This is a genomic window from Pseudomonas sp. ICMP 8385, from assembly GCF_002699915.1.
Classification (GTDB): Bacteria; Pseudomonadota; Gammaproteobacteria; order Pseudomonadales; family Pseudomonadaceae; genus Aquipseudomonas; species Aquipseudomonas gessardii.
The window spans coordinates 61,741-85,541 of record NZ_LKBY01000090.1; the positions used below are offsets into that span (position 1 = coordinate 61,741).

21 protein-coding genes are annotated in these 23,801 nt (G+C 63.4%); 8 read left to right on the top strand and 13 right to left on the bottom strand.

The window, feature by feature from the left end; genetic code table 11:
* Window positions 1-4 precede the first annotated feature (4 nt).
* The 8 genes from AO268_RS09480 to AO268_RS09515 are packed head-to-tail and all read right to left on the bottom strand — an operon-like array spanning window position 5 to window position 6,830.
* On the bottom strand, window positions 5-967 hold the full coding sequence (locus tag AO268_RS09480; protein WP_099168526.1) for a PDR/VanB family oxidoreductase: 963 nt from the start codon (window positions 965-967) through the stop codon (window positions 5-7).
* Window positions 968-1,027: 60 nt separating this feature from the next.
* Window positions 1,028-1,768 carry an SDR family NAD(P)-dependent oxidoreductase gene (locus AO268_RS09485; RefSeq protein WP_099168527.1) on the bottom strand — a complete coding sequence of 247 codons (741 nt, stop codon included), beginning with the start codon at window positions 1,766-1,768 and terminating at the stop codon, window positions 1,028-1,030.
* 10 nt (window positions 1,769-1,778) lie between these two features.
* Window positions 1,779-2,255, bottom strand: coding sequence for an aromatic-ring-hydroxylating dioxygenase subunit beta (locus AO268_RS09490; protein ID WP_099168550.1), 477 nt, complete (start codon window positions 2,253-2,255; stop codon window positions 1,779-1,781).
* A 2-nt stretch (window positions 2,256-2,257) separates the two neighbouring features.
* On the bottom strand, window positions 2,258-3,544 hold the full coding sequence (locus tag AO268_RS09495) for an aromatic ring-hydroxylating oxygenase subunit alpha (RefSeq protein ID WP_076961384.1): 1,287 nt from the start codon (window positions 3,542-3,544) through the stop codon (window positions 2,258-2,260).
* A gap of 47 nt (window positions 3,545-3,591) precedes the next feature.
* Window positions 3,592-4,116, bottom strand: coding sequence for a nuclear transport factor 2 family protein (locus AO268_RS09500; RefSeq protein WP_099168528.1), 525 nt, complete (start codon window positions 4,114-4,116; stop codon window positions 3,592-3,594).
* Window positions 4,117-4,125: 9 nt separating this feature from the next.
* Window positions 4,126-4,485, bottom strand: coding sequence for an IacB protein (locus AO268_RS09505; RefSeq protein ID WP_099168529.1), 360 nt, complete (start codon window positions 4,483-4,485; stop codon window positions 4,126-4,128).
* 31 nt (window positions 4,486-4,516) lie between these two features.
* Complete coding sequence (locus AO268_RS09510; protein ID WP_099168530.1) at window positions 4,517-5,689, bottom strand: acyl-CoA dehydrogenase family protein; 1,173 nt, start codon at window positions 5,687-5,689, stop codon at window positions 4,517-4,519.
* 19 nt (window positions 5,690-5,708) lie between these two features.
* A complete protein-coding gene (locus AO268_RS09515) occupies window positions 5,709-6,830 on the bottom strand; it encodes an amidase (protein WP_099168531.1) in 1,122 nt (373 codons plus the stop codon).
* Between the two features lie 705 nt (window positions 6,831-7,535).
* Between AO268_RS09515 and AO268_RS09520 the strand changes: the two genes are divergently transcribed.
* The 5 genes from AO268_RS09520 to AO268_RS09540 all read left to right on the top strand — a co-directional run bounded on the left by AO268_RS09520 (window position 7,536) and on the right by AO268_RS09540 (window position 13,048).
* On the top strand, window positions 7,536-8,684 hold the full coding sequence (locus tag AO268_RS09520; RefSeq protein WP_099168532.1) for an ABC transporter substrate-binding protein: 1,149 nt from the start codon (window positions 7,536-7,538) through the stop codon (window positions 8,682-8,684).
* 80 nt (window positions 8,685-8,764) lie between these two features.
* The gene (locus tag AO268_RS09525) at window positions 8,765-9,802 is read left to right on the top strand and encodes a branched-chain amino acid ABC transporter permease (protein WP_076961378.1); all 1,038 of its coding nucleotides are present in this window, start codon (window positions 8,765-8,767) and stop codon (window positions 9,800-9,802) included.
* Window positions 9,799-11,589, top strand: coding sequence for a branched-chain amino acid ABC transporter ATP-binding protein/permease (locus AO268_RS09530; protein ID WP_099168533.1), 1,791 nt, complete (start codon window positions 9,799-9,801; stop codon window positions 11,587-11,589). Before AO268_RS09525 ends, AO268_RS09530 begins: the two co-directional genes overlap by 4 nt.
* Window positions 11,586-12,362 (top strand): ABC transporter ATP-binding protein, encoded by a 777-nt coding sequence (locus tag AO268_RS09535; protein WP_373562122.1) that lies wholly within the window; start codon window positions 11,586-11,588, stop codon window positions 12,360-12,362. Before AO268_RS09530 ends, AO268_RS09535 begins: the two co-directional genes overlap by 4 nt.
* Window positions 12,363-12,571: 209 nt before the next feature.
* Complete coding sequence (locus AO268_RS09540) at window positions 12,572-13,048, top strand: MarR family winged helix-turn-helix transcriptional regulator (protein WP_099168534.1); 477 nt, start codon at window positions 12,572-12,574, stop codon at window positions 13,046-13,048.
* Window positions 13,049-13,059: 11 nt separating this feature from the next.
* Here AO268_RS09540 and AO268_RS09545 read toward each other — a convergent pair whose 3' ends face one another.
* Both AO268_RS09545 and AO268_RS09550 read right to left on the bottom strand, forming a co-directional pair.
* Window positions 13,060-14,547, bottom strand: coding sequence for an aldehyde dehydrogenase family protein (locus AO268_RS09545; protein WP_099168535.1), 1,488 nt, complete (start codon window positions 14,545-14,547; stop codon window positions 13,060-13,062).
* Between the two features lie 61 nt (window positions 14,548-14,608).
* Entirely contained in the window at window positions 14,609-15,955 is a 1,347-nt protein-coding gene (locus AO268_RS09550; protein ID WP_076961373.1) for an aminotransferase class III-fold pyridoxal phosphate-dependent enzyme, read from the bottom strand.
* Between the two features lie 213 nt (window positions 15,956-16,168).
* Between AO268_RS09550 and AO268_RS09555 the strand changes: the two genes are divergently transcribed.
* Window positions 16,169-17,098, top strand: coding sequence for a helix-turn-helix domain-containing protein (locus AO268_RS09555; RefSeq protein ID WP_169864330.1), 930 nt, complete (start codon window positions 16,169-16,171; stop codon window positions 17,096-17,098).
* Here the strand turns inward: AO268_RS09555 and AO268_RS09560 are convergent.
* A complete protein-coding gene (locus AO268_RS09560; RefSeq protein ID WP_076961371.1) occupies window positions 17,069-17,647 on the bottom strand; it encodes a TetR/AcrR family transcriptional regulator in 579 nt (192 codons plus the stop codon). The two genes, AO268_RS09555 and AO268_RS09560, sit on opposite strands and share 30 nt — an antisense overlap.
* Before the next feature lie 172 nt (window positions 17,648-17,819).
* Here AO268_RS09560 and AO268_RS09565 point away from each other — a divergent pair, with 172 nt between their 5' ends.
* Both AO268_RS09565 and AO268_RS09570 read left to right on the top strand, forming a co-directional pair.
* The gene (locus AO268_RS09565) at window positions 17,820-18,980 is read left to right on the top strand and encodes an efflux RND transporter periplasmic adaptor subunit (protein WP_076961370.1); all 1,161 of its coding nucleotides are present in this window, start codon (window positions 17,820-17,822) and stop codon (window positions 18,978-18,980) included.
* Window positions 18,981-19,010: 30 nt separating this feature from the next.
* Window positions 19,011-22,157, top strand: a complete 3,147-nt coding sequence (locus tag AO268_RS09570; protein WP_099168537.1) for an efflux RND transporter permease subunit — start codon at window positions 19,011-19,013, stop codon at window positions 22,155-22,157.
* A 78-nt stretch (window positions 22,158-22,235) separates the two neighbouring features.
* On the opposite strand, the gene AO268_RS09575 is transcribed toward AO268_RS09570, so the two are convergent.
* Together AO268_RS09575 and yddG are read right to left on the bottom strand one after the other, a co-directional pair.
* A complete protein-coding gene (locus AO268_RS09575; protein WP_099168538.1) occupies window positions 22,236-22,562 on the bottom strand; it encodes a DUF2388 domain-containing protein in 327 nt (108 codons plus the stop codon).
* Window positions 22,563-22,890: 328 nt separating this feature from the next.
* Window positions 22,891-23,796, bottom strand: coding sequence for an aromatic amino acid exporter YddG (gene yddG, locus AO268_RS09580; RefSeq protein WP_076961367.1), 906 nt, complete (start codon window positions 23,794-23,796; stop codon window positions 22,891-22,893).
* Window positions 23,797-23,801 lie beyond the last annotated feature (5 nt).

Below are 23,801 nucleotides of genomic sequence, written 5' to 3' on the forward strand. Positions count from 1 at the left end.
CAATTCAGATGTCCAGCACCAGTTTTTTCGATTTGGCCCGCGAGCAACACACCAGGATCTGGTCGTTGGCGGCCTTTTCGTCGTCGGTGAGGTAGACATCCCGATGGTCGGGCTCACCTTCCAGCACATCGCACAGGCACGTCCCGCACACCCCCTGCTCGCAGGAGATTTCGATCTTGATGCCGACACTGGCCAGGGCATCGAGGATGCTCTGGCCTTCCAGGACCTGCACCTGCTTGCCGCTGCGCGCGGCGACCACTTCAAAGCCCTGGCCGCTGCTATCGACCTCGACCTGGAAGTACTCACGATGGATATGATCCTGGGCATGCCCGGCCTTGACCGCCTCACTGATCACCCAATCCATGAAGCCGGCCGGCCCGCACACGTAGACATGCACTCCCGCACCGGGCACCCCGAGCACCACGGGCAGATCAAGGCGCTGCCCCGGGTCTTCGTCATCGAAATGGGTGTGGACCCGCGAGGCAAATGCCGCGTGCTGCAGCTCGTCGATAAAGCCGCAGAGGCTGCGCGAACGCGCGCAATAGTGCAGCTGGAACGCCTGCCCCCGGGCCTGCAAGGCATACGCCATGGCCACCATGGGCGTGATGCCGATGCCGCCGCCGATCAGGATCGAGTGTTGCGCATCGGCCGCCAGGGGAAACAGGTTGCGCGGCGCGCTGATCTGTACCACCTGGCCTTCCAGCAATTGCTCATGCACCGCCACGGAGCCGCCGCGCGAGCCCGGATCTTTCAAGACGCCCAGGCGGTAGACCTGGGGGTTGGCCGGGTCGCCACACAGCGAGTACTGGCGGATCAGGCCCGGTTGCAGGTGAATATCCACATGGGCCCCGGCCTCGAAGGCCGGCAAGGCCTGGCCATCGGGGTCGGCCAGGTCGAGGACCACCACCCCCTGGCCCTGTTCCTGGCGCTTTTGCACCACCACTTTCAATAATGTTTGCACGCTCATATCGGCTCGTTCCGCTGGTTATTATTGGCCAAGGCCGATCACGGTCGGCCCGTTGTCGCGTCAGCGCATAAACAGCCCGCCGTTGACGTCCCAGGTCGCCCCCGTGACGAAATAGGCATCCTGCTCCGCCAGTTGCACCACCAGGCGGCCGATGTAATCGGCGCTGCCCAGGCGCTTGACCGGGATCGCTGCGAGCAATTGCTCCATGCGCTCGGGCGCGACCACCGCATGCACCGCTGGCGAGTCGATCGGCCCCGGGGCGATGGCATTGACCGTCACCCCACGCGCCGCCAGCTCCTTGGCAAAGATCTTGGTCAGGGTGATGATCGCGCCCTTGGAGGCCGCGTAATGCCCACCGGTCGCGGTCCCGCCGTTCTGCCCGGCCAGGGACGCCATATTGATAATCCGCCCATAACCCTGGCCGGCCAGATACGCCCCCAGCACCTGGCATCCGAGAAAGGTGCCGCGCTGATTGATGTTGGTGACCCGCTCGAACTCCTCGGGGCTGATCTGCATCAACGGCGTGGCCAGGGTCATGGCCGCATTGTTGACCAACACATGCAGGGCGCCGAAACGCTGGACAGTCGCCGCCAGCGCCTGCTCGAAGTCGGCCTTGCAGCCCACGTCCAGACGCAGCGCCAGCACGCGCTCGCCGCTCGGGTCCAGGCGCCGGGCCGAGGCGTTTGCCGCCGCCTGGGACAGGTCGCTGAGCACCACCGCGTACCCCGCCGCGTACAACTGGGCGGCGATGGCATACCCCAGGCCCTGGGCGGCGCCGGTCACTAAGGCTATCTGTGTCATGCCGGCGCCCTCACAGGATGTAACCGATACCGGCGAGGGTGTCGGTGGAGTTGATCAGGTGGATCAGCTTGCGCTGGATCTTGAAGCTGTCGCCGTCCCGCAGCAGCTCGAACGTGATATCGGCGGTGTAGTGCTTGAGCACATCCTTGCGGCATTCGCGCAGGTTCTGCGCACAGCGCACAGTGACGGTGGCGCCGTCATCGGCCAGCAGGCGAAACCGCGACAGCGTGCGCACGGTACGCGCCCGTGGCGTGGTGGAAATCGACTCGCCACTGGTCAGGCGCGTGACCCGCAACTGGCGCATGTGATGGTCGTCATACGCATAGTTGAGGGTGTTTTCAAAGTCGGTTTCCAGGGGGTCGATGGGGATGATGTAGGTGGCATCCTCGGTCCACAGCGCCAGCCATGCCTGGAACTCACCGTGATCGAGCATGTCCGCTTCTTGCCAGATAAAGGCACTGGCCTGGTTGAGCAGTTGTAGGTTGATCATCACTGGGTCTCCTGGGCCGACATCATTTTTTTCCACTGCTGATAGCCGGCGCGCATGCCGGTTTCGGCGCTGACATCACTGACCAGGCCATCGGCGCTGGCCTGCTCGCCAGCCAGGCCGCGATTGAGCATGACCCACAGGTCGGTGCCCGCGCTGGCGCCCTTCTGCACCCGCTCCCACGCCTCGGAATCGTCGGGCGTGCCAAACCCCATCGGGCCCTGGAAGTGCTCATGCAGGCGCAAGCGGTAACGGTTGGCCACCGCCGGGCCGCCGTCCATGGTGATCACCGCGTGGTGGATCTCGGTCTCGTCCACGGCAATCGGTTGCAGCACCCGGAAGAACGCCATCGAGCACGCAATATTGGGGAACAGATTGAGGTTGAACCCCGAACCGCCCACGGCGCGGACGATGCGGCGCACCGCCTGCTCGTCATGCCCTTCTTCGCGCAGTTGCCCGGCCAGTTCCTCAAACCGCGCCGGGATCGGCAACTCAAGGTTGGCTTCCAGGTCGATCAGGTCCGGGATCATCACCATCACGCTATGGCCGTTGCCCAGGTCTTCGACGTAGCCGCTGCCGCCGACGAAATTGAGCATCTCTTCGGTCTGCTTATCCACCGACGACAGGAACGACTTGTGCACCAGCGGGAAGTGGTAGGCGTCGGTGGTGTTTTCCAGCTGGATTTTCCAGTTGCCGGGGAAGCGAAAGCGGTGTTCGCCAGCAACCTTGATCGGGTAGCCACCGCCCTGTTTCATAAACAGGTCCATCCATTTCCTGGCCGCGCCGAGGAAGTCCTCCAGCGGTTCGATGGCATCGTTGAAGGTGGCGAAAATCATCCCGGCGTATTGTTCGACCCGCAGGCTCACCAGCGGGTGCTCGCCCTTGTCCAGTCTGTCGGCGTAGCTCTCCGGGTGCGGCACGCCGCGCAGCGAACCGTCGAGGGCGTAGCTCCAGCCGTGGTAGGGGCAGACGAAGCTGTTGGTCTTGCCCTTCTTGTGCTCGCACACCGTGGCGGCGCGGTGGCGGCAGCGGTTGAGCAGCACATGGATCGCCTGCTTGCGGTCACGCACCACAATCACCGGCTGCTTGCCGACATAGGTGGTCTTGTAGCTGCCGGCGTCGGGAATTTCGCTGACGTGGCCGACCCAGATCCAGGTCTTGTAGAAAATCTTCTCCAGCTCCTGGTCGAAGACTTGGGCGTCGGTGTACAGCGAGGTGTGCACACGGTCCGACAGGACGCGCTCGGACGGGCAACTGTCAAGGTTTACGGCTTGAATCAGGTTATTCACGATGTCTCCTCGTCGACCCGCCGGGCCGACTCACTTGAATGCGGGTTTCACTCACCCGGCTTATGGGGCACCGGCAACCGGGCGCTGTGGTTCCACAGGCTCACGGGGCGGCTGAACAGGTTCTCGGTCTGGAAATGGGCGATCCGCCAGTGGCCGTCTTCACACTCGAAGGTCACGCTCAGGCGCGCACTGTTCAGATGGGACGCACCACTGGCAAAGGTCGAGGTCTGCAACATCACCCAGGCACCGCTGGCCCGCTGGCCCCGAACGTCAATCTGTTCGCTGGTCAGGAAGTGCACGTTGAGGGCAAAGTGCGCGGGCTCGACCATGTAGGTGGCAAACATCCCGCGAATGGCGGCACGCCCGTGGTAGCCGCCAAAGGCTTCCTGGTACGTGCTGCCCTTGCCTTCCCAGATCGCCTTGGGGGTGAACAGGTCGGCCAGTTCATCCAGCGGCGAGTGGGCGCCCAGGTCGTCGCACAGCTGCATGTAGCGGTTCATGCAGGCCCGTACGGCGTTGGCGCTTTCCAGGGTTTCCAGGCGTTGCGCCAGGGCTTGGAGCTGTTCGTTCATGGCCGGGCCTCAGCGCTGGATAATCAGTTCGCGGCCGGTGCGGGCCTCGACCTTGCAGTACTTCCACAGCTTGTAGGTGCCGTCACCCACCGGGGTGCTGCGAAACAGGTTGCAGGCCGCATGCACGCTGGCAATGTCCGGCACGTCCGCCAGCAGGTAGGTGGTCCAGGGGTAGCCGGTGGACGGGCCGACCATGCTCTGGTCATCGTCCATGTTGCCGAACACCGTGACGCCCGGCAGGTCATGGATGCCATTCCACATCTGGCTGAACGCAGCCCACACCTGCAATTGCTCGTCCCGTGGGGCGTCGAAGAAGTTCTGGTTGATGCCCATGCAAAACAGCACGCGCAAGGCTTTGGTATCGCTCATTGCAGTCACCTTTTTTCTTGAAAATCGAACGTCACAGATAGCCGGGCAACGGCTTGTTGCCGAAGAAAATCGCCCCGGCGCTTTGGTAAGTCATGTCGCCCATAAAGGCGTGCTGGGTGATGACCTGGGCATCGTTGACAAAGCGCGACAGCGGGCTGCTGCGGTACACCCCGCTCATCCCCGAGAGCATCTGCGCGGTGCGCGCAACATCGGCGGCCACGCGGGTAGCATGGGTCGACGACAGGCGCAGCAGGTTGGTTTGCGCCACCGACACCGGGTCGCCGGCGAGGATGCTGCTCCAGGCGTCGTCGATGGCCTGGTAGAACCAGGCCCGGGCCGAGAGCAAGGCCGCCTCGGCCTTGGCCACTTCCACCTGGGCCAGGGGCCGGTCGGACAAGGACGGCGCGCCGGTCACCGAAATGCGCCCGTTGGCCATGCCACTGAGTTCATCCAGCGCAGCCCGCGCCACGCCCAGCCCGACCACCGACAACACCTGGGTGGCGAACGACAGCGACGGGTAGCGAAACAGCGGTTCGGTCAGGCTCGACGGCCCGCCGCGCACAAAAGTCCACTCCTCGGGCACCACCACGCCCTCGACCACCAGGTCGTGGCTGCCGGTGCCGATCAAGCCGGTCACGTCCCAGGTCTGCTCGATGCGCACCTTGTCCCGGGGCATCACGGCCATGCGTGGCAGGCCGAGCATGTCGCCGTTTTTCGGGGCGATGCCAACACCGATCAACGAGGCGCCCATGCAGCCGCTGGAGAACTTCCAGCGCCCGTTGACCTCCAGGCCGCCGTCGACAAACGCGGCCGGTTGCGGCGGGAAGATGCCCCCGGCGAACACCACGTCCGGGCCGCTGGCGTAGACCTGCTCGATACTCGCCAGGGGCAACGCCGAGAGGTACACCAGGCTCATGCCAAAACTCGCCACCCAACCGGCGGAGCCGTCGGCGTGGGCAATGTCTTCGACCATCTGGCAGAACTGCGCCGGCGAACACTCGTAACCGCCAAAACGCTTGGGCACCAGGGCGCGGTACACCCCCAGCTCGCGAAAGCGCTGGATGATGTCGGGGCTGATGTGTTTTTGCTGGTCGAACTCACCGCTGCGCGCGCGCCGACGGATGTCGTCCAGCAGTTGCTGGAAGTCTTCACCGTCGATAATCGACAGGTCGGACCTCGGGCTTTGTGCACGGAGTGCAGTCATGGAATACCTCCAAAAATAATCAGGCTGATTGTTGTTCTAGGCGTTGCGAAATCATCAGGGCCACGGCGCACAACAAGGCGTCCTGGCCTTTGCCGGCGATCAGTTGCAGGCCTACCGGCAGGCCACTCGGCCCTTGCAGCGGCAGGCTCAGGGCCGGGTGGCCGGAGAGGTTGAAGGGGCGCACCAGGCGAGTCATGCCGATGGCGGCGCGGGTGTCCGCGGCCTGCGCCACTGCCAGGGGGTAATCGGGCATCGTCGGCAAGGCCAGGATCGGGTGTTGCGCCAGGGCCGCATCCACCTCGCGGGTGAAGGCCTCGCGCACCTGTTCGGCCTGCTGCAGTTCGTCGTCGCCGGTCAAGCCCGCAGCTTGCAAACGCGCGGCGATATCCGCGCCCAGCAGGCCGCCGGGCAGCAGGTGGCCGCAGGCGTTCCAGGTCTCACGGTTGATTACCGCCAGGCCGGCGTCGTAGGCCGCCTGCATGCCGGGCAGCGGCGTGGGGTGCAGGGCAAAACCGCTGCGGGCCAATGCTTGGTCGAGGGTTTGCAGGATCTGCGGATGCGCCGCGACCGGCACTACGCCAATGCTGAGGTCGGCTGGACAGGCCTGGGCAACGAACCCCGGGTCGATGACCTGCATGGCCGCAATCAACAGCGCCATGCTGGCGGCAAACGGGCCAACGCAATCGAGGCTGGAAACCCTGGGCATCACCCCCGCACGGCTGATCCGGCCAAAGCTCGGCTTGAGGCCAAACACCCCGCAACAGGCGGCCGGCACCCGCACCGAGCCACCGGTATCGGTCCCCAGGGCGAAGTCCACCAGCCCCGCCGCGACCGCCGCCGCCGAGCCGCTGGAGGAACCGCCAGGGATGTAGCCGGGGTACAGCGGGTTGTCGGCGGTGCCGCTCCAGTGATTGATCCCGGTGGTGCCAAAGGCCAGCTCATGCAGACTGGTCTTGCCCAGGATCTGGCAATTGCCCTTGAGCAGGGCCTTGACCACCTCGGCATGCTCCGATGCCGCCGCTGCGCGCTCCAGGGCTCGGCTGCCGGCACGGGTTGCATAACCTGCGATGTCGATCGTGTCCTTGACCATCACCGACAGACCATTACCTCCCAAAGCCAAATGCTCGACGACGATGGTCATGTCACCTCCCGCTCAATGTTGCGACGCCTGTACGTCGCCTGTCAGTGGACTGGGCAGGTAAAACCCTGCCCAACGCTTAAATCTAAAATCATAATATTTACGTGAAATGTCAATTGATTTGTCTATTTAAAATTATGGGTATTTTCGGTGCACATTTTTCAGCGAACGCACCGGAGCCGTGCATTTCGGTAACACTCTGAAAATTGTTCAATTCAACATGAAATAAATAATAAATTCTTATATTTCATATAGATAAATAAAAAACAAACCACCCTTCACACGATCCTTCTGTTTACCTGGAGCGCAAAACATCTCAAAAAATACGTAGAAACGAAAAGTTACCGATTGTTTTATCGTGAAAAAAAACCATCAAAAACAGCTAATTTATTGCGTATTTTTTGATAAAAAAATCCACCGAAAATAGCGATAAAACCGCGAGCTAGCGCCCTCGCATAACGCTCGCTTGCCTCGCCTTCAAGGGGCAAACACACCGGCCGCTGCCCGGGATAAATCCCGCTTCACACAACCACCGCAGATTTTTCTGGCATGCAACCTGCTATCGCCCTACTCGCCCATCAATAGCGGCTCACGCCGTTGCGGCAACCGCCAAGGGTTCGCCTCCATCGCGCACCGCGACCGCTGTTCAAGCGGCGACGGGCCGAGGGACGGGCGCTTGCTTAGCCTTGCAATGCTTCGGAGAACTCCATGCTCTTGAAAAAAGCTGTGTCCACCTTGCTACTGAGTGCGGCCTGCGTATCCCTGGCCCAGGCGCAAGTCACGGTCGGTGTGATCACCTCGGCCGCAGGCCCTTTGGCCATGATCGGCGTGCCGCAGAAAAACACCGTGGCGCTGCTGCCGACCCAGGTCGGCGACCAGGCCATCCGCTACATCGCGCTGGACGACGGCAGCGACCCGACGGCCACGGTCAAGGCGTTGAAGAAGCTGATCAGCGAAGACAACGTGGATGCGATCATCGGCCCAAGCGGCTCGCCCAACGCCATCGGGGTGATCTCGTTTGTCGCCGAGGCCCAGGTGCCGCTGTTGTCGCCCGTGGGCACCGCGGCGGTGATCCTGCCGATGACGGCCGAGAAGAAATGGGTGTTCAAGACCACGCAAAATGACGAGTTGATCGCCAAGGCGCTGTTCGAGCACATGGCCCGGCACCAGGTGAAAACCCTGGGCCTGATCGGCACCGCCGACCCGTATGGCGAGAACTGGGCCAAGGTCGCCACAGCCCTGGCGAGCGAGCATGGGATCAGGATCGTCGCCAACGAACGTTTCCAGCGCCAGGACACCTCCATCACCGGGCAAAGCCTCAAAGTGCTCGCCGCCCGCCCCGACGCGGTGCTGGTCGCGGCCCCCGGTAGCCCGGCGGTGATGCCCCAGGCCACGCTGTTCGACCAGGGCTACCGTGGCCAGGTCTACCAGACCCATGGGGCGGCGCTACCGGACTTCCTCAAGCTCGGTGGCAAGAAGGTCGAAGGGACGATCCTTGCCGCCAGCCTGATGCTGGTCCTCGATGAGATGCCCGACAGCAACCCCTCGAAGAAAATCGCCGCCGACTACACCGCCGCCTATCAGAAGCTCTATGGCAGCAAGCCCGCCACCTTCGGCGCCAACACCTTCGATGCCGGCCTGCTGCTGCAAGCCGCCATCCCCCTGGCCGCCGCCAAAGCCGCGCCGGGCACCGTGGAGTTTCGCCGGGCACTGCGTGACGCCCTGGAAAGCACCCACGAGCTGGCCGGCACCCAAGGTGTCTACAGCATGACTCCGGCTGACCACAGCGGGTTCGATGAACGCGGCCGGGAGCTGATCCAGGTGAAAAATGGCACCTGGACCCTGCTCAAAGACTGAGACCGCGCGCCCCTGCCCGCTCGGCCAGCCGTGTCCGACGGGCGGCGCAAGCCTGATGACCCCGTGCAAAGAGTTGCCCTATGAATGCCCAGATAGCCTTGCTGCTTGGCCAGGACGGCATCACCAATGGCGCCATTTATGCGTTGTTGGCCTTGTCGATTCTCCTGGTGTTTACCGTGACCCGGATCCTGTTGATCCCCCAGGGTGAGTTCGTCACCTATGGCGCCCTGACCATGGCCAGCCTGCAGGCCGGCCACCCGACCGCACTGGTCTGGCTGCTGCTGGCCCTGACCCTGCTCGATGGCGCCCTCGACCTGCTCGCCTCGCTGCGCCGCCCCCACGCCTGGCGCCTACCGCGCAAGAGCCTGGTGAAGATCGCCTACGCCATGGCCATGGTGGGCCTGGTCAACACCCTGCCACTGGCGCAACTGCCCATGGCGCTGCAGGCCCTGTTGACCCTGGCGCTGGTGGTGCCCCTGGGGCCGCTGATCTATCGGCTGGCCTTCCAACCCATCGCCTCGGCCAGCTCCCTGGTGCTGCTGATCGTCTCGATTGCAGTGCATGTGAGCCTGGTGGGCATGGGCCTGTTGTTGTTCGGCCCGGAAGGCGCGCGCACCCGGCCTTTCTCCGAACAAGGCCTGGAACTGGGCCCGGTGGCGCTCAACAGCCAGACGCTGTGGATCATCGCCGCGTCCCTGGGCTTGATCATCGGCCTGTTTGTGTTCTTTGAACGCACCCTGTACGGCAAGGCCCTGCGTGCGACGGCGGTGAATCGCATGGGCGCACGCCTGATGGGGATTTCCCCGGAGATGGCCGGCAAGAGCACCTTCGTTCTCGCGGCCCTGATCGGCACCCTGTCCGGGATCCTGATCGCGCCCATCACCACCCTGTACTTCGACTCCGGTTTCATCATCAGCCTCAAGGGCTTTGTCGGCGCCATCATGGGCGGGCTGGTCAGCTACCCGGTGGCCGCCCTCGGCGCTCTCGCGGTGGGCCTGATCGAAGCCTTCTCGATGTTCTGGGCCAGTGCCTACAAGGAGGTGATCGTCTTTACCCTGATCATTCCGTTCCTGCTGTGGCGCTCCCTCACCAGCCGTCATGTGGAGGAACACGAATGAAGCCGCGCTACCTGATCCTCGCGCTGATCGCCCTGCTGGGCCTGGCACCGCTGGTGCTCGCCCCCTACTACGTGACCCTGCTCAACTACATCGGCCTGTATGCCCTGGTGGTGCTTGGCCTGGTGCTGCTGACCGGCGTCGGCGGCATGACCAGCTTTGGCCAGGCCGCGTTTGTCGGCCTTGGCGCCTACACCACGGCCTGGCTCACCACCGCCGAACAACTGCCGGCCTGGCTGCACTGGGCGAGTGCCTCGCCATGGCTGACCTTGCTGGTGGGTGTGGCGCTGACGGTGACCGTGGCACTGATGCTGGGTGCCTTGACCCTGCGCCTGTCCGGGCACTATCTGCCGCTGGGCACCATCGCCTGGGGGCTTTCGCTCTACTACCTGTTCGGCACCCTGGAACCCCTGGGTGGCCATACCGGCGTCGGCGGCCTGCCGGCCATTACCCTCGGCGGAATCGCCCTGGACCAGGGTGAAGACATGTTCTACCTGATCTGGCTGGTGTTGGGCGCGGCGATGCTGGTCACCCATAACCTCCTCGACTCCCGCGAAGGCCGGGCGATCCGCGCGCTCAAGGGCGGCCAGTTGATGGCCGAGTCCATGGGGGTCAATACCTTCCGCTCGAAGATGGTGATCTTTGTCATCGCCGCACTGTTTGCCGCCGTGTCAGGCTGGCTGTACGCCCACACCCAGCGCTTCGTCAACCCGACCCCGTTCGGCCTGGGCATGGGCATCGACTACCTGTTCATGGCGCTGATCGGTGGCGTGGCGAGTATCTGGGGCGCACTGATGGGCGCCGGCATCCTCACCGTGCTCAAGGAGTGGCTGCAAGACTGGCTGCCGCACCTGCTGGGCGACGCTGGCAACTACGAAACCATCGTCTTCGGCATCCTCATCGTGCTGCTGATGCACTGCGCGCCGGGCGGCCTGACGTCATGGCTGGGCAAAGGGTTCAAGGCCCGCACCCGCAGCGCGCCGTTGCCCCTGGCACAGGCCCTGCCCCGGCGTGACGCCGCCGAACAGGGGACGCGCATCCTGCAAGCCAACCAGGTGACCAAGCGCTACGGCGGGCTGGTGGCCAACAACCAGATGAACCTGCATATCGACGCCGGGGAGATCCTCGCCCTGATCGGCCCTAACGGCGCCGGCAAAAGCACCCTGTTCAACCTGTTGTCCGGGGTCGATACGCCCACCTCGGGCGCCATTCATTTCAAGGGCCAGCCGATCACGGGCAAAACCTCGCGGCATGTCGCCCACTTGGGCATGAGCCGCACCTTTCAGCACGTCAAGCTGCTGCCCGGGATGAGCGTGCTGGAAAACGCCGCCCTCGGCGCCCACTTGCGCGGGCACAAGGGCGTGATCGCCGCCAGCCTGAACCTGGACCGCGCCGAGGAACAGCAACTGCTGGCCGAGGCGCGCTATCAACTGCAACGGGTCGGCCTGGGTGACTATTTACAGGAGGACGCCGCGAGCCTGGCACTGGGCCAACAACGCATCCTGGAAATCGCCCGCGCCCTGTGCGCCGACCCGTGCCTGTTGCTGCTGGACGAACCCGCCGCGGGCCTGCGCCTCCAGGAGAAACAGGCGCTGGCTGTCTTGCTCAGGCGCCTGCGCGCCGAAGGCATGGCGATCCTGCTGGTGGAGCACGACATGGACTTCGTTATGGGCCTGGTGGATCGCGTGGTGGTCATGGAGTTCGGCCAGCCCATCGCCCAGGGCCTGCCTGAAGAAGTGCAAAACAACCCCGCCGTGCTTGAAGCTTATTTGGGAGGCGCAGACGTATGAATATGCCAATGGAACCCTGCAACGTCGGCACCACCCTGTTGCAGATCGATAACCTGAGCGTGGCCTATGGCAAGGTGCAAGCCTTGAGCAACGCCAGCCTGCGCGTCGGCGAAGGGCAGATTGTGACGGTGATCGGCCCCAATGGTGCGGGCAAGACCACCCTGCTGTCGGCGATCATGGGCGTGCTGGGCTCCCGGGGCCAGGTCAACTTCGACGGCACCCTGGAAACCGTGCCCGAGGTGGAAGTGATGGTCGGCCGCGGCCTGGGCCTGGTGCCGGAAAAGCGCGAACTCTTCACTTCGATGAGCGTGGCGGACAACCTGCTGCTGGGCGCCTTCCAGCGCCACCGCCGGGGCGAGCGCGACCACGGCCAGACCCTCAAGCAGGTGTACGACCTGTTCCCGCGCCTGTGGGAACGGCGCGAACAGTTGGCCGCCACCTTGTCCGGTGGCGAGCGGCAGATGCTTGCGGTGGGCCGGGCGCTGATGGCCAAGCCACGCCTGCTGATGCTCGATGAGCCCAGCCTGGGCCTGGCGCCCCTGGTGACCCGCGAGATCTTCCGCATCATCAGCAGCCTGCGCGAGCAAGGAGTGTCGATCCTGCTGGTGGAACAGAATGCCCGGGCCGCGCTGCGGGTCGCCGACTACGCCTATGTCCTGGAAACCGGCCAGATCGCCATGCACGGCCCCGCCCGGCAACTGGCCGACGACCCACGGGTGATCGAGGCGTACCTGGGGCTGAGCAGCAAGCATCAGGAAATGCTTGCGACCTGATAACCCCACATTTGAGTTGTGGTGGGGCCAAAGATGTCTAGCATGCGAAGATCCCCTGTGGGAGCTGGCTTGCCTGCGATAGCGGTGTGCCAGCCACCTGAAATGCTGACTGGAGCACTGCATCGCAGGCAAGCCAGCTCTCACAGGGTGCGACGTCAATCTCGCGAATATGCAACAATTGACCGTTGCCCACTACTCGAAGCCTGAGCATGACCACCGCGAAAAAACGTGTGAATCGTCATAACCCTGCCAGCCAGGAGTTCAAGAAAGAAGAGTTTCCCTTCTACTGGCTCGCCCGGGTCAACGGGCGCTATTCCATGGCGATGGAAAAGGCCCTGAAAAAAATCGACATGGACATCCCCCGCTGGCGCATCCTCCTGATCCTCAAGGACAACGGCGCGTCGAGCATCTCGGAAATCTCCACCCACGCCATTGCCAAGCTGCCGACGATCACCAAGATCGTCTACCGCATGAAAGCCGACGGCCTGGTACAGACCAATGTCTGCTCCAACGATGGGCGCGTCACCCAGGTCTCGCTGACAGAGGTCGGGTACGAAACCATCGCGCAGAGCCACAAGATCACGGCGGATATCTTCAAGAACAGCTTCAAGGGCCTGACGGACGCGCAGCTCAACAAGCTCAACAGCTTGCTCGAAACCCTGTTCGACAACCTGCCCGAAGACTGACCCCCTGTGGATCAATAACGGATCATCACCGACTTGAGCTCGGTATAGGCCTCGATAAACGCATCGCCAAACTCGCGGCCCATGCCCGAGGCCTTGACCCCGCCGAATGGCAGCGCCGGGTCAAGAAAGGTGTGCATATTGACCCATACCGTGCCGGCCTCTATCTGTGGGATCAGGCGCAGCGCCTTGGACAGGTTGTTGGTCCACAGGCTGGCCGTCAGGCCGTAGGGCGAGTCGTTCATCAGGGTCACCAGTTCCTCCTCCGTGTCGTAGGGCAATACACAGAGCACCGGGCCAAAGGCTTCTTCTTGCAGCAACGGATCATCCGGGCCATTGGCCAGGATCAGCGTCGGCTCGACAAAGTAACCCGGCCGGTCAATGGCCTTGGCCCCGCAGATTACGGTGTTGTTCTGGTTGGCCCGGGCGAAGAAGTCGAGAATCTTCTCCAGGTGCGCCTGGTTGGCCAGCGGGCCAAACTGGGTACTCTCATCGAGGGGCGAGCCAATTTTCAGGGTGCCCAGGGCCTGCCCGAGTTTTTCCAGGAACTCACTGATCCGCGAACGATGCACATAGAGGCGTTCCGGCGAGGCGCACACCTGGCCCTGGTGCACATAAGCCATCTGCACCATGCCGGCCACGGCCTGGTCCATATCGACATCGGCCAACAGCGCCGCCGGGTTCTTGCCACCCAGCTCCAGGGTCGCCCGCGTGAGGTCAGCGGCCATCGCCGCCTTGCCCACGGCAATCCCGGTGGGCACCGAGCCGGTGAACGCAACTTTGCTGACCTGGGCATGGGCAATCAATTGCTGCCCCACCTGCCCGGTGCCATTGACCACGTTAAAGGCGCCCGCCGGCACACCGGCTTCAAACGCCAGCTCGGCTACCCGCAACAGGGTCAACGGCGTGTATTCGCTGGGCTTGACCACGATGGTGCAGCCGGTGACCAGCGCCGAAGCGATCTTCCAGATGCCGATCATCACCGAGAAGTTCCACGGCACAATCCCGGCAACCACCCCCACCGGCTCACGCAGGGTGTAGGCCATGTACTGCTCGCCGCCCATGGACGGAATCGAAGGGCTCATGGTCTGGCCGTTGATCTTGCTCGCCCAGCCGGCGAAGTAGCGCAGGAACACCACGCTCTGGGCCATTTCCAGGCCGCGTGACAGGTTGATCGACTTGCCCGAACACAGGGTCTCCAGTTGCGCCAATTCCTCGGCATGGGTTTCCAGCAGGTCGGCAAAGGTGTTGAGGATCACGCCACGGGCATAAGGCGAGGTGCTCGCCCACGCACCTTTGAAGGCCTTGCGCGCACTGGCGACGGCATCCTCGATATCCTCGTCGCTGGCATCGACGATGTGGCTGATCACCTGGCCGTTGGCCGGGTTATGGATGGCGATCTGCTGGGTAGACGTACTGGGCCGGTAGGCGCCATCAATAAAGTTGGCCGGTGCGCGGGCAAGGAATTCGGTAACGGCGGGTAGCAAGGCAATGTCGCTCATAAACAGGGTTCCTCAAGGCAATCATCAGTGCGGCGCCCGATGGGCGCCGCTCATGGGGGGATCAGGTATGGGCCAGGCCGACTTCCAGGGCATGGCAGATCAGGTCGGCTTCTTCCAGCGTCAGGGTCAGGGGCGGCGAGAGGATGATCTTGGTCCCCACCGGGCGCACCAGCACCCCTTCCAGGCGCACACGCTCGGCCAGGCGCGAGGCGTAGCCCAGGGCCGGGTCGATGGGGGTGCGCAGACGCTTGTCGCTCACCAGGTCCAGGGCAAGCATCAGGCCTTTGCCGCGCACCTCGCCCACCACGTCAAAGCGTTCGCTCAAAGGTTTGAGCCGCTCCAGCAGATAGGCGCCGACCTTCGCCGCGTTGCCTGGCAGGTCTTCCTGCTCGACGATATCCAGCACCGCCAGGGACGCCGCGCAGGCCGTGGGATGGCCGCTGTAGGTGTAGCCGTGCATGATCACCTGGCCGAAGTTGTCGGCGGTTTCGATAGCCCGGGCAATGCGCCCATTGAATACCGTGGCGCCCAACGGGATGTAGCCGGCGGAGATGCCCTTGGCCAGGCACAGAATGTCCGGCGCCACGCCCCAGCCCCGCGAACCGAGCATCGAACCGCTGCGCCCGAAACCGGTGACCACTTCATCGGCAATCAGCAAAATACCGTAGCGATCACACACCGCGCGCAGCTGCGGCCAGTAGCCCGCAGGCGGCACAATCACCCCGCCCGCGCCCTGCACCGGTTCGGCGATAAAGGCGGCAATCGTCTGTGGCCCCAGTGCGAGGATCTGCGCTTGCAGCTGATGCATGCAGTGGTCGGTCAAGGCCTGGGGGTCGCTGCAGTCCCAGGGGTTGCGATAGGTCCAGGGGCTGTCGAGCAGCGTGCAGCCTTCAAGCAGCGGCCCATGGTTGAAGTGATAGGCACTGATCCCACCGACCGACGTGCCGCCCATGTGCACGCCGTGGTAGCCATTGCGCAAGGACAGGAACCGGGTGCGCTCGGGCTCCCCGGCGGCAATCCAATACTGGCGGCTCATTTTCAGGGCGGTTTCAATGGCATCGGAGCCACCGCTGGAAAACAACACCCGTTGCATATCTTCCTGGGCAAACATCCCGGTCAAGCGCTCCGCCAGGTCATACACCCGGGGATGGGCAATGCCGTCGAAGGTCTGGTAGTACGCCAGCTCGTCCATCTGGCGATGGATCGCCTGCTTGACGCTTTCGCGGTTATGGCCGACGTTGACGTTCCACAACCCGGCGATGCCGTCGAGCATGCGCCAGCCATGGATATCGGTGACGTAGTTGCCATTGCCCCTGGCGATGATCAGGGTCTGTTCGCCCGCAGCGGCTGCGGCCGCTCGCATTGGGTGCCAGAATTTTTTTTCGGCGTTCTGATAATGCGTGTACATGATTGCACTCCCTTCCGAAGAGGCGGACCGAGAGGTTTCGGACCCGTCTGGACTGTAGGGAGCAACGCGGTCGGGCCGTTAACCAAATTCGGCACACTTGCCACAAGGCTGCCCAATGGGTTGCATGCCCCAGGGCAACCGTGATGTATTGAGGCACAAACCGCCGCAGGGGATGTTCAACCACCGGCGGCTACCCGCGCACCGGTGATGACCATGACGCAGATCGAAAGCCTTAGCTTTACCGACGCCAGCCAGCACGCGCGCTCGGTACACGACTGGGACCAGACCTACGACCAACTGTCCCCCGGCCGGTTTGCCAGCCGTTTGCGGCAGCTGTGCAGCGGGCCCTTCCAGATATTCCACGAGCAGTTGAACCGGCGCATCGTGCAATACGGCCAGTCGCCCGCCGAGCGCATGTGCTTTTCGATTCCGGTGTGCACCGACAGCCAGGGCACGCAGAACTGCCTGGCCATCCTGAACACCCATGAAGAATTCATGTTCCACGCCCCGGAAAACACCCAGATCTTTGCCGCGACCTTTGCCCGCGACAAAGTCCTGAGTCTGGCCGCGCTAAACCTGAGCCCACGCAGCTACCGGCAACTGACCACGGCACCGTCGCTGCAGTCGCCCTGGCAGCGCACCAGCGAACTGCACCAGCGCATCCGGCAGCAACTGGGCCAGGCACTGGATTGCACGCCGCAACGCTTCAATGAGGCCACGGCCAAACTGATGGAACACAGCCTGCTCGGTGGTTTCCTGGACCTGCTGGGGAGCGTGGAGAGCGCTGGAAAACGCCGGCGCCCCAGTGTGCCGGCACGTCAGTCGCTGGTGAAAATGAGCCAGCAGATCGCCCTCGCCAGCCATGACGAGCCCATCACCATTCTTGATCTGTGCCAGCGCCTGCACGTCAGCCGACGCGCGCTGCAGTACAGCTTCCAGACCATCGCCGACACCAACCCGGTGGATTACCTGCGCAGCGTGCGCCTGAATGCGGTACGGCGGCGCCTGGCCATGTCCTCGCCAGCCGAGGTGAGCATTGGCGATGCGGCGGCCCAATGGGGCTTTTACCACCTGAGCCACTTTGCCAGCCAGTACAAGGCCCTGTTTGGCGAACTACCCTCGCAGACCCTGCGACAACGCTGAGTGCGGCTGCGCGGCCGTTACCCCATGCAGGAACATCTGCTCCATCACCCAGGCCGTTCCCGCCGGCGCGGCGCGGCCCAGGCGCTCCGCCTCGACCAGGCCACACAGTAGCGATGTAAACAGCTCGGTCATCACCGCCGCCGCGATATCGATGCGAAACACCCCAGCCTGCTGCCCTTGCAGGAAGAAGCGGTCCAAAACGCTGAGGTACGCTTGCCAACCATGGTTGTTCAAGGTGTCCGGCCGGTACTGGAACACCATGAACAACACCCACTCACGGTGCGCCAGGTGCTTGTCGATCAAGTCCCGTAGGGCCTCGGCCGGTGCTGCGCGCACAAGGTCCGAGTCGTCGACCACCTGCTGCATGACCTCGCGCGAGTACGCCAACAGCATCTCGATCAGGTTTTCCCGCGTGCCGCAGAAGCGGTGCAGCGTGGCCTTGCTGATGCCGGCCGCGCGCGCCAGTTCCTGGAGCGTGGCCCGGGGATGGTCAACGATGGCAACGGCCAGGGCCTTGAGAAGTTTTTCGTTGGGAGCGGGCGAAGACATGGCAACTGGCTCATTGGTTGGGCGTGAAGTGGAAGGCATTGTGCCGAAAATCCCCCCGACCTCAAGGAAAATGACATTTTTAAACACAAAAGAATCTTTTGAGACGATATTGTCTCAATAGGGGCAGCTATATATCATGCGCACCTTTCCAGACCTAGCCTCCAGGTGACACATGAACGCTTTGCGCGACCTGCGTATTTTCAGCTTTGCCGCAGTGGCCCTTGTCGGCCTCGCCGGCTGTGGCGCCCCCGACCAGCCCGAAACGGCCCCGCCGCCCCGGGAAGTGGAGACCGTGACTGTCGCCCCCGAGGCCTTCTCCCTGTCCACGGAACTGCCCGGGCGTATCGAGCCGGTCCGGGTGGCGCAGGTGCGGGCCCGGGTGGCCGGGATCGTGTTGCGGCGCCACTTCGAGGAAGGCGCCGAGATCAAGGCCGGCGACCTGCTGTTCCAGATCGACCCCGCGCCCCTCAAGGCTGCTGCGTCACGGGCCCAGGGCGAGCTGGCACGGATCGAGGCGCAGTTGTTCGAGAACCAGGCCAAGGTCAAGCGCTATGAACAACTGGCCGACGTCGAAGCCATCAGCCGCCAGGACCTCGACACCGCCCGCGCCGCCCTGAAAAGCAGCCAGGCCGCCCAGCAATCGGCACGGGCCGACCTGGAAACCGCCGGTTTGAACCTGGGCTACGCCACCGTCCGCGCGCCGATCTCCGGGCGTATCGGCCGCGCCCTGGTGACCGAGGGCGCCCTGGTCGGCCAAGGCGAAGCGACATTGATGGCTAGCATCCAGCAACTGGACCCGATCTACGCCGACTTCACCCAGCCGGTGGCCCAGGCGCTGAAACTGCGCCAGGCCCTCAAGCACGGCAGCCTGTCGGCGGGCGACCCGTCGCAGCTATCACTGCTGGTCGAAGGCACCGACTACCACAGCCAGGGCACGCTGTTGTTCTCTGATATTGCAGTAGACCGTGGCACCGGCCAGGTGTCGTTGCGCGGGCGCTTCAGCAACCCTGAAGGGGTGTTGTTGCCGGGCATGTATGTGCGCGTGAACGTGCCCCAGGGCACCGACCAGCAAGCCTTGCTCGTGCCCCAGCGCGCCGTGCAGCGCGGCAGCGACGGCCAGGCCCAGGTGCTGGTGGTGGATGCCGACGACCGTGTCAGCCCACGCGCCGTCCAAACCGGCGCCATGCAGGGCCAACGCTGGCAGATCACCCAGGGCCTGGAGGCCGGTGACCGGGTGATTATCGGCGGCCAGGCCGGCCTCGCCCCGGGTGACAAAGTGGTGCTTAAAGCCCCCGCAGCCCCCACTGCCCAACAACAAGCAGCACGCCAGTAAGCCCGGCATCACCGCGTTCGAGGTCTCACCATGTCTGTGTTTTTTATCAAGCGCCCCAAGTTTGCCTGGGTCATTGCGTTATTTATCTCCATGGCCGGGCTGCTGATCATCCCGGCCCTGCCGGTGGCCCAATACCCGAGTGTCGCCCCGCCGCAAATCACCGTCACCGCCACCTACCCCGGGGCGTCGGCCAAGGTGCTGGTGGATTCGGTGACCAGTGTCATCGAGGAAGAACTCAATGGCGCCAAGGGCCTGCTCTACTTCGACTCCACCAGCAACTCCAACGGCATGGCGGAAATCGTCGTGACCTTCAAGCCCGGCACCCAACCGGACATGGCCCAGGTCGAGGTCCAGAACCGCCTGAAAAAAGCCGAGGCGCGCATGCCCCAGGCGGTGCTCAGCCAGGGGATCCAGGTGGAGCAGACCAGTGCGGGCTTTCTGCTGATCTACGCCCTGAGCTACAAGGAGGACACGGGCGATCAGGATACGACCCTGCTGGCCGACTACGCGGCGCGCAATATCAACAACGAAATCCGCCGGGTCGAAGGCGTGGGCAAGCTGCAATTTTTTGCCGCGGAAGCCGCCATGCGCATCTGGCTCGATCCGCAAAGCCTGGTGGGCTACGGCTTGTCCATCGACGATGTGAGCCGGGCCATCAGCGCGCAGAACGTCCAGGTGCCCGCAGGCAGCTTCGGCAGCTCGCCGGGCGCCGTCGGCCAGGAATTGACCGCGACCCTGGCGGTCAAGGGCACCCTGGACAACCCCGAGGAATTTGGGCGCATTGTGCTGCGCGCCAATCAGGATGGTTCCAAGGTGACCCTGGCCGATGTGGCGAGGATCGAGGTCGGCAGCCAGGACTACAACTTCACCACGCGCCTCAATGGCAAGCCGGCAGTGGGGGCAGCGGTGCAATTGTCGCCGGGGGCCAATGCGCTGAAGACCGCCAGTGCGGTCAAGGAGCGCCTGCAGGAGTTGTCAGTCAACTTTGCACCCAACGTCGAATTCTCGGTGCCGTATGACACCTCGCGGCTTGTCGACGTGGCCATTGAAAAGGTGATCTATACCCTGGTCGAGGCCATGGTCCTGGTGTTCCTGGTGATGTTCCTGTTCCTGCAGAACGTGCGCTATACCCTGATCCCCAGCATCGTGGTGCCGGTGTGCCTGCTGGGCACGCTGATGGTGATGTACCTGCTGGGCTTCTCGGTGAACATGATGACCATGTTCGGCATGGTGCTGGCCATCGGCATCCTGGTGGACGACGCCATTGTGGTGGTGGAAAACGTCGAGCGGATCATGGCCGATGAGGGCCTGTCGCCGGCCACCGCGACGGTCAAGGCCATGGGCCAGGTGTCGGGAGCGATCATCGGGATTACCGTGGTGTTGTCGGCGGTGTTCCTGCCCCTGGCCTTCATGGCCGGCTCGGTGGGGGTCATCTACCAGCAGTTTTCCCTGACCCTGGCGGTGTCGATTCTGTTCTCCGGCTTCCTCGCCCTGACCTTCACCCCGGCCCTGTGCGCGACCCTGCTCAAGCCCGTGGCCGAGGGGCATCATGAGAAACGCGGATTCTTTGGCGCCTTCAACCGCCTGTTCGGGCGCCTCACCGACCGCTACAGCGCGCTCAATCATCACCTGGTCAAACGCACCGGGCGGGTGATGCTGGTGTACCTGGGGCTGGTGGCCCTGCTGGGCTTTACCTACCTGCGCCTGCCGGAGTCCTTTGTGCCCGTGGAAGACCAGGGCTATATGATCGTTGACGTGCAACTGCCACCCGGCGCCTCGCGGGAACGGACCTCGACCACCGGCCAGGAACTGGAGCAGTTCCTGGCCTCCCGCGAGGCGGTCGCCAGCACCTTCCTGGTGCTGGGCTTCAGCTTCTCCGGGATGGGCGAAAACGCCGGCCTGGCTTTTCCGACTCTCAAGGACTGGTCACTGCGCGGCGATGACCAATCTGCCGAAGCCGAAACCGCCGGGGTCAATCAACACTTTGCCAACCCCAGCGACGGCGCGATCATGGCGGTGAGCCCACCGCCCATCGATGGCATGGGTAACTCCGGGGGCTTCTCCCTGCGCCTGCAGGACCGTGCAGGGCTGGGCCGCGAAGCCTTGCTGGCGGCACGGGACCAGTTGCTGGGCCAGGCCAACGGCAACCCGAAGATCCTCTACGCCATGATGGAAGGCCTGGCCGAGGCCCCGCAATTGCGCCTGACCATCGACCGGGAAAAAGCCGAGGCCCTGGGGGTGGGGTTTGATGCGATCAACAGCACCCTGTCCACCGCGTTCGGTTCGGCGGTGGTCAATGACTTTGCCAATGCCGGGCGTCAGCAGCGGGTGGTGGTACAGGCCGACCAGCGCGACCGGATGACGCCGGACAGCGTGCTCAAGCTCTTCATCCCCAATAACCTCGGGGCCCTGGTGCCCATGAGTGCCTTTGTCAGCACCCAGTGGGAACAAGGCCCGGTGCAGATTGCCCGCTATAACGGCTACCCGTCGATCCGTATTGCCGGCGATGCCCCACCCGGCGTCAGCACCGGGCAAGCCATGGCCGAGATCGAACGCCTGGTGTCGGAATTGCCGGCGGGCATCGGCTATGAATGGACCGGTTTGTCCTACCAGGAAAAGATCGCCAGCGGCCAGGCCTTGCAGCTGTTTGCCCTGGCCTTTGTGGTGGTGTTCCTGCTGCTGGTGGCGCTGTATGAAAGCTGGGCCATCCCCTTTGTGGTGATGCTGATCGTCCCGGTGGGCGCCCTCGGCTCGGTGCTGGCCGTGACCAGCCTGGGTATGCCCAACGACGTGTACTTCAAGGTCGGGCTGATCACCATCATTGGCCTGGGGGCCAAGAATGCGATCCTGATCGTCGAGTTTGCCAAGGACCTGTGGGCCCAGGGCTACTCCCTGCGCGATGCCGCCATCGAAGCCGCGCGCCTGCGCTTTCGCCCCATCGTCATGACCTCCATGGCCTTCATCCTCGGCGTGGTGCCCCTGGCCATCGCCACCGGCGCGGGTGCTGCCAGCCAACGCGCCATCGGCACCGGCGTGGTCGGCGGGATGCTCAGTGCGACGGTATTGGGGGTGATTTTTGTGCCGGTGTTCTTTGTCTGGGTGCTGTCGATGCTCAAGCCCAAGACCGTCGCCCGCCTGGATGACAGCACACTGCCAGCCACACGGGTCGAGGAGTAAGGGGTAACGAAATCAACTGTGGGAACTGTCGCAGCCTCGCAGGGGCTCGGTGGTTCCCTGGCGGTGGTGTCGCCGACGTCAACCTGCGGCGGCGATCGCCAGGGCCAGTTGCGCGTCAGACATCAGCGGTGGCTTGTAGGCCGAACGGTAATACCTGCACGCCTGCTCAAACTGCGCACCACGGATCTCGCCATCGGAACCAATAAACGCCAGCGCGTCACTTTTGGACGATTTGAAAAGCTCTGGGATATATAAGGTTCCCGCAGTGGCTCCCGAGGTGATCACAAAGGGCGCTACCGAGGTGAGCATAAGCGCCGCCTGGAACGGGTTATTGTTTTCGGCGGCCACCGCCTGAGTGCCAGCCACCAGCAGGAGGGTGATTGCCAGAGGGTGCCAAAAATCCATGGGTGAGTGCTTCCTTGCGTTCAGAGGGGCGCCACGATAACAGAGTTGGGGAGGTGTGTTTGGCCGCCCACCTTATCTGTGCGGGCTATAGGAATGGTTTGGCAGGTTTTGCGCAGGCACAAAAAAGCCGATCTGGCTGATCGGCTTAAGCATCTGGCTTTACTCAGAAAATATGGTCGGGACGGAGTGATTCGAACACTCGACCCCTAGCCCCCCATCTCCTTTTTCATACTTCTTGAAAGACTCAAAAATTTCACTCTGGATTTTTCTAAGCTAGTCTTTACTTGAGCTCCAGCGGTGCTCGGTTCAACGAGAGTCCAGGTCGATATCACCGCGAGGCCTTGCGTGACCGGAAAGTGGCAATGACAGCTCCCGTGATGATCAGCACTGCGGGAATTATCAGGATCGGCTTGGCATCGCTTTGCCCCACGGCAATAAGCAGTAGGGTGGAGACCAGCGGCGCCAGGTAAGACAGGGCGCCAAGCATCGCTAGGTTTCCGTGTTTGGTCGCGTGATCCCAGGCGAAGAAGGCCAGACCCACTGGGCCCAGCCCCAGGGCGATGATTGCTGCGTATTGGCCTGCGTCCGGCCGCACCGTGGTTTCAAAAGCCAGGTGGCAGAGCAGCCCAGCCACTGCGATCAGGCCGCAAATACCACCGATGATGCTGCTTGAGACATTACTGAAACGCCGGTTGACCACCGAATAGATCGACCAGACCCACGCGCAGGCAAAGGCTGCGGCATAACCGATAAGCGGCATGCCGACGCTTTCACCCTGGGCACGCTGTTGCATGATGAAGGCTGTCCCCGCCAGGCCGAGCAAGGCTCCTAGCAGTTGGCGCTTGCGCAACGACTCGCCAGTAGAAAACCCTGAGAGCAGGACGATCAATAGAGGCCACAGGTAGGCAATCAGGCTGGCCTCAGCCGCCGGTGCGGTCTTCAGGGCAAAGAAATACAACGAGTGGTAAATGAAGATGCCGGCGAACCCCGTTGCCCATACATACCAGGGCTGTCGCCAACTGCTGAACCCCCCAGCGCCACGCAAGCCGAGTATGCAGATACTCGCCACGAACGCGACGGCGAAACTCGATGCCAGCAACTGAAAGGCCGGAATTCCGGCTGTCAAGGTGGTCAGTAGCGCCAGACACGCCCACAGGAACACCGCAATCACTCCAATCAGAGTGGCACCTACGGCGCTTTTGGTGATGGCGCTGGATGCGTTAGTCGTGTTCATGCTAG

Coding starts and splice junctions, on each gene's coding strand:
- AO268_RS09540 (WP_099168534.1), top strand. CDS start 12,572: ATGACCACCGCGAAAAAACGTGTGAATCGTCATAACCCTGCCAGCCAG.
- AO268_RS09565 (WP_076961370.1), top strand. CDS start 17,820: ATGAACGCTTTGCGCGACCTGCGTATTTTCAGCTTTGCCGCAGTGGCC.
- AO268_RS09570 (WP_099168537.1), top strand. CDS start 19,011: ATGTCTGTGTTTTTTATCAAGCGCCCCAAGTTTGCCTGGGTCATTGCG.
- AO268_RS09520 (WP_099168532.1), top strand. CDS start 7,536: ATGCTCTTGAAAAAAGCTGTGTCCACCTTGCTACTGAGTGCGGCCTGC.
- AO268_RS09530 (WP_099168533.1), top strand. CDS start 9,799: ATGAAGCCGCGCTACCTGATCCTCGCGCTGATCGCCCTGCTGGGCCTG.
- AO268_RS09500 (WP_099168528.1), bottom strand. CDS start 4,116: ATGAACGAACAGCTCCAAGCCCTGGCGCAACGCCTGGAAACCCTGGAA.
- AO268_RS09515 (WP_099168531.1), bottom strand. CDS start 6,830: ATGACCATCGTCGTCGAGCATTTGGCTTTGGGAGGTAATGGTCTGTCG.
- AO268_RS09535 (WP_373562122.1), top strand. CDS start 11,586: ATGAATATGCCAATGGAACCCTGCAACGTCGGCACCACCCTGTTGCAG.
- AO268_RS09555 (WP_169864330.1), top strand. CDS start 16,169: ATGACGCAGATCGAAAGCCTTAGCTTTACCGACGCCAGCCAGCACGCG.
- AO268_RS09505 (WP_099168529.1), bottom strand. CDS start 4,485: ATGAGCGATACCAAAGCCTTGCGCGTGCTGTTTTGCATGGGCATCAAC.
- AO268_RS09575 (WP_099168538.1), bottom strand. CDS start 22,562: ATGGATTTTTGGCACCCTCTGGCAATCACCCTCCTGCTGGTGGCTGGC.
- AO268_RS09560 (WP_076961371.1), bottom strand. CDS start 17,647: ATGTCTTCGCCCGCTCCCAACGAAAAACTTCTCAAGGCCCTGGCCGTT.
- AO268_RS09525 (WP_076961378.1), top strand. CDS start 8,765: ATGAATGCCCAGATAGCCTTGCTGCTTGGCCAGGACGGCATCACCAAT.
- yddG (WP_076961367.1), bottom strand. CDS start 23,796: ATGAACACGACTAACGCATCCAGCGCCATCACCAAAAGCGCCGTAGGT.
- AO268_RS09550 (WP_076961373.1), bottom strand. CDS start 15,955: ATGTACACGCATTATCAGAACGCCGAAAAAAAATTCTGGCACCCAATG.
- AO268_RS09480 (WP_099168526.1), bottom strand. CDS start 967: ATGAGCGTGCAAACATTATTGAAAGTGGTGGTGCAAAAGCGCCAGGAA.
- AO268_RS09485 (WP_099168527.1), bottom strand. CDS start 1,768: ATGACACAGATAGCCTTAGTGACCGGCGCCGCCCAGGGCCTGGGGTAT.
- AO268_RS09545 (WP_099168535.1), bottom strand. CDS start 14,547: ATGAGCGACATTGCCTTGCTACCCGCCGTTACCGAATTCCTTGCCCGC.
- AO268_RS09510 (WP_099168530.1), bottom strand. CDS start 5,689: ATGACTGCACTCCGTGCACAAAGCCCGAGGTCCGACCTGTCGATTATC.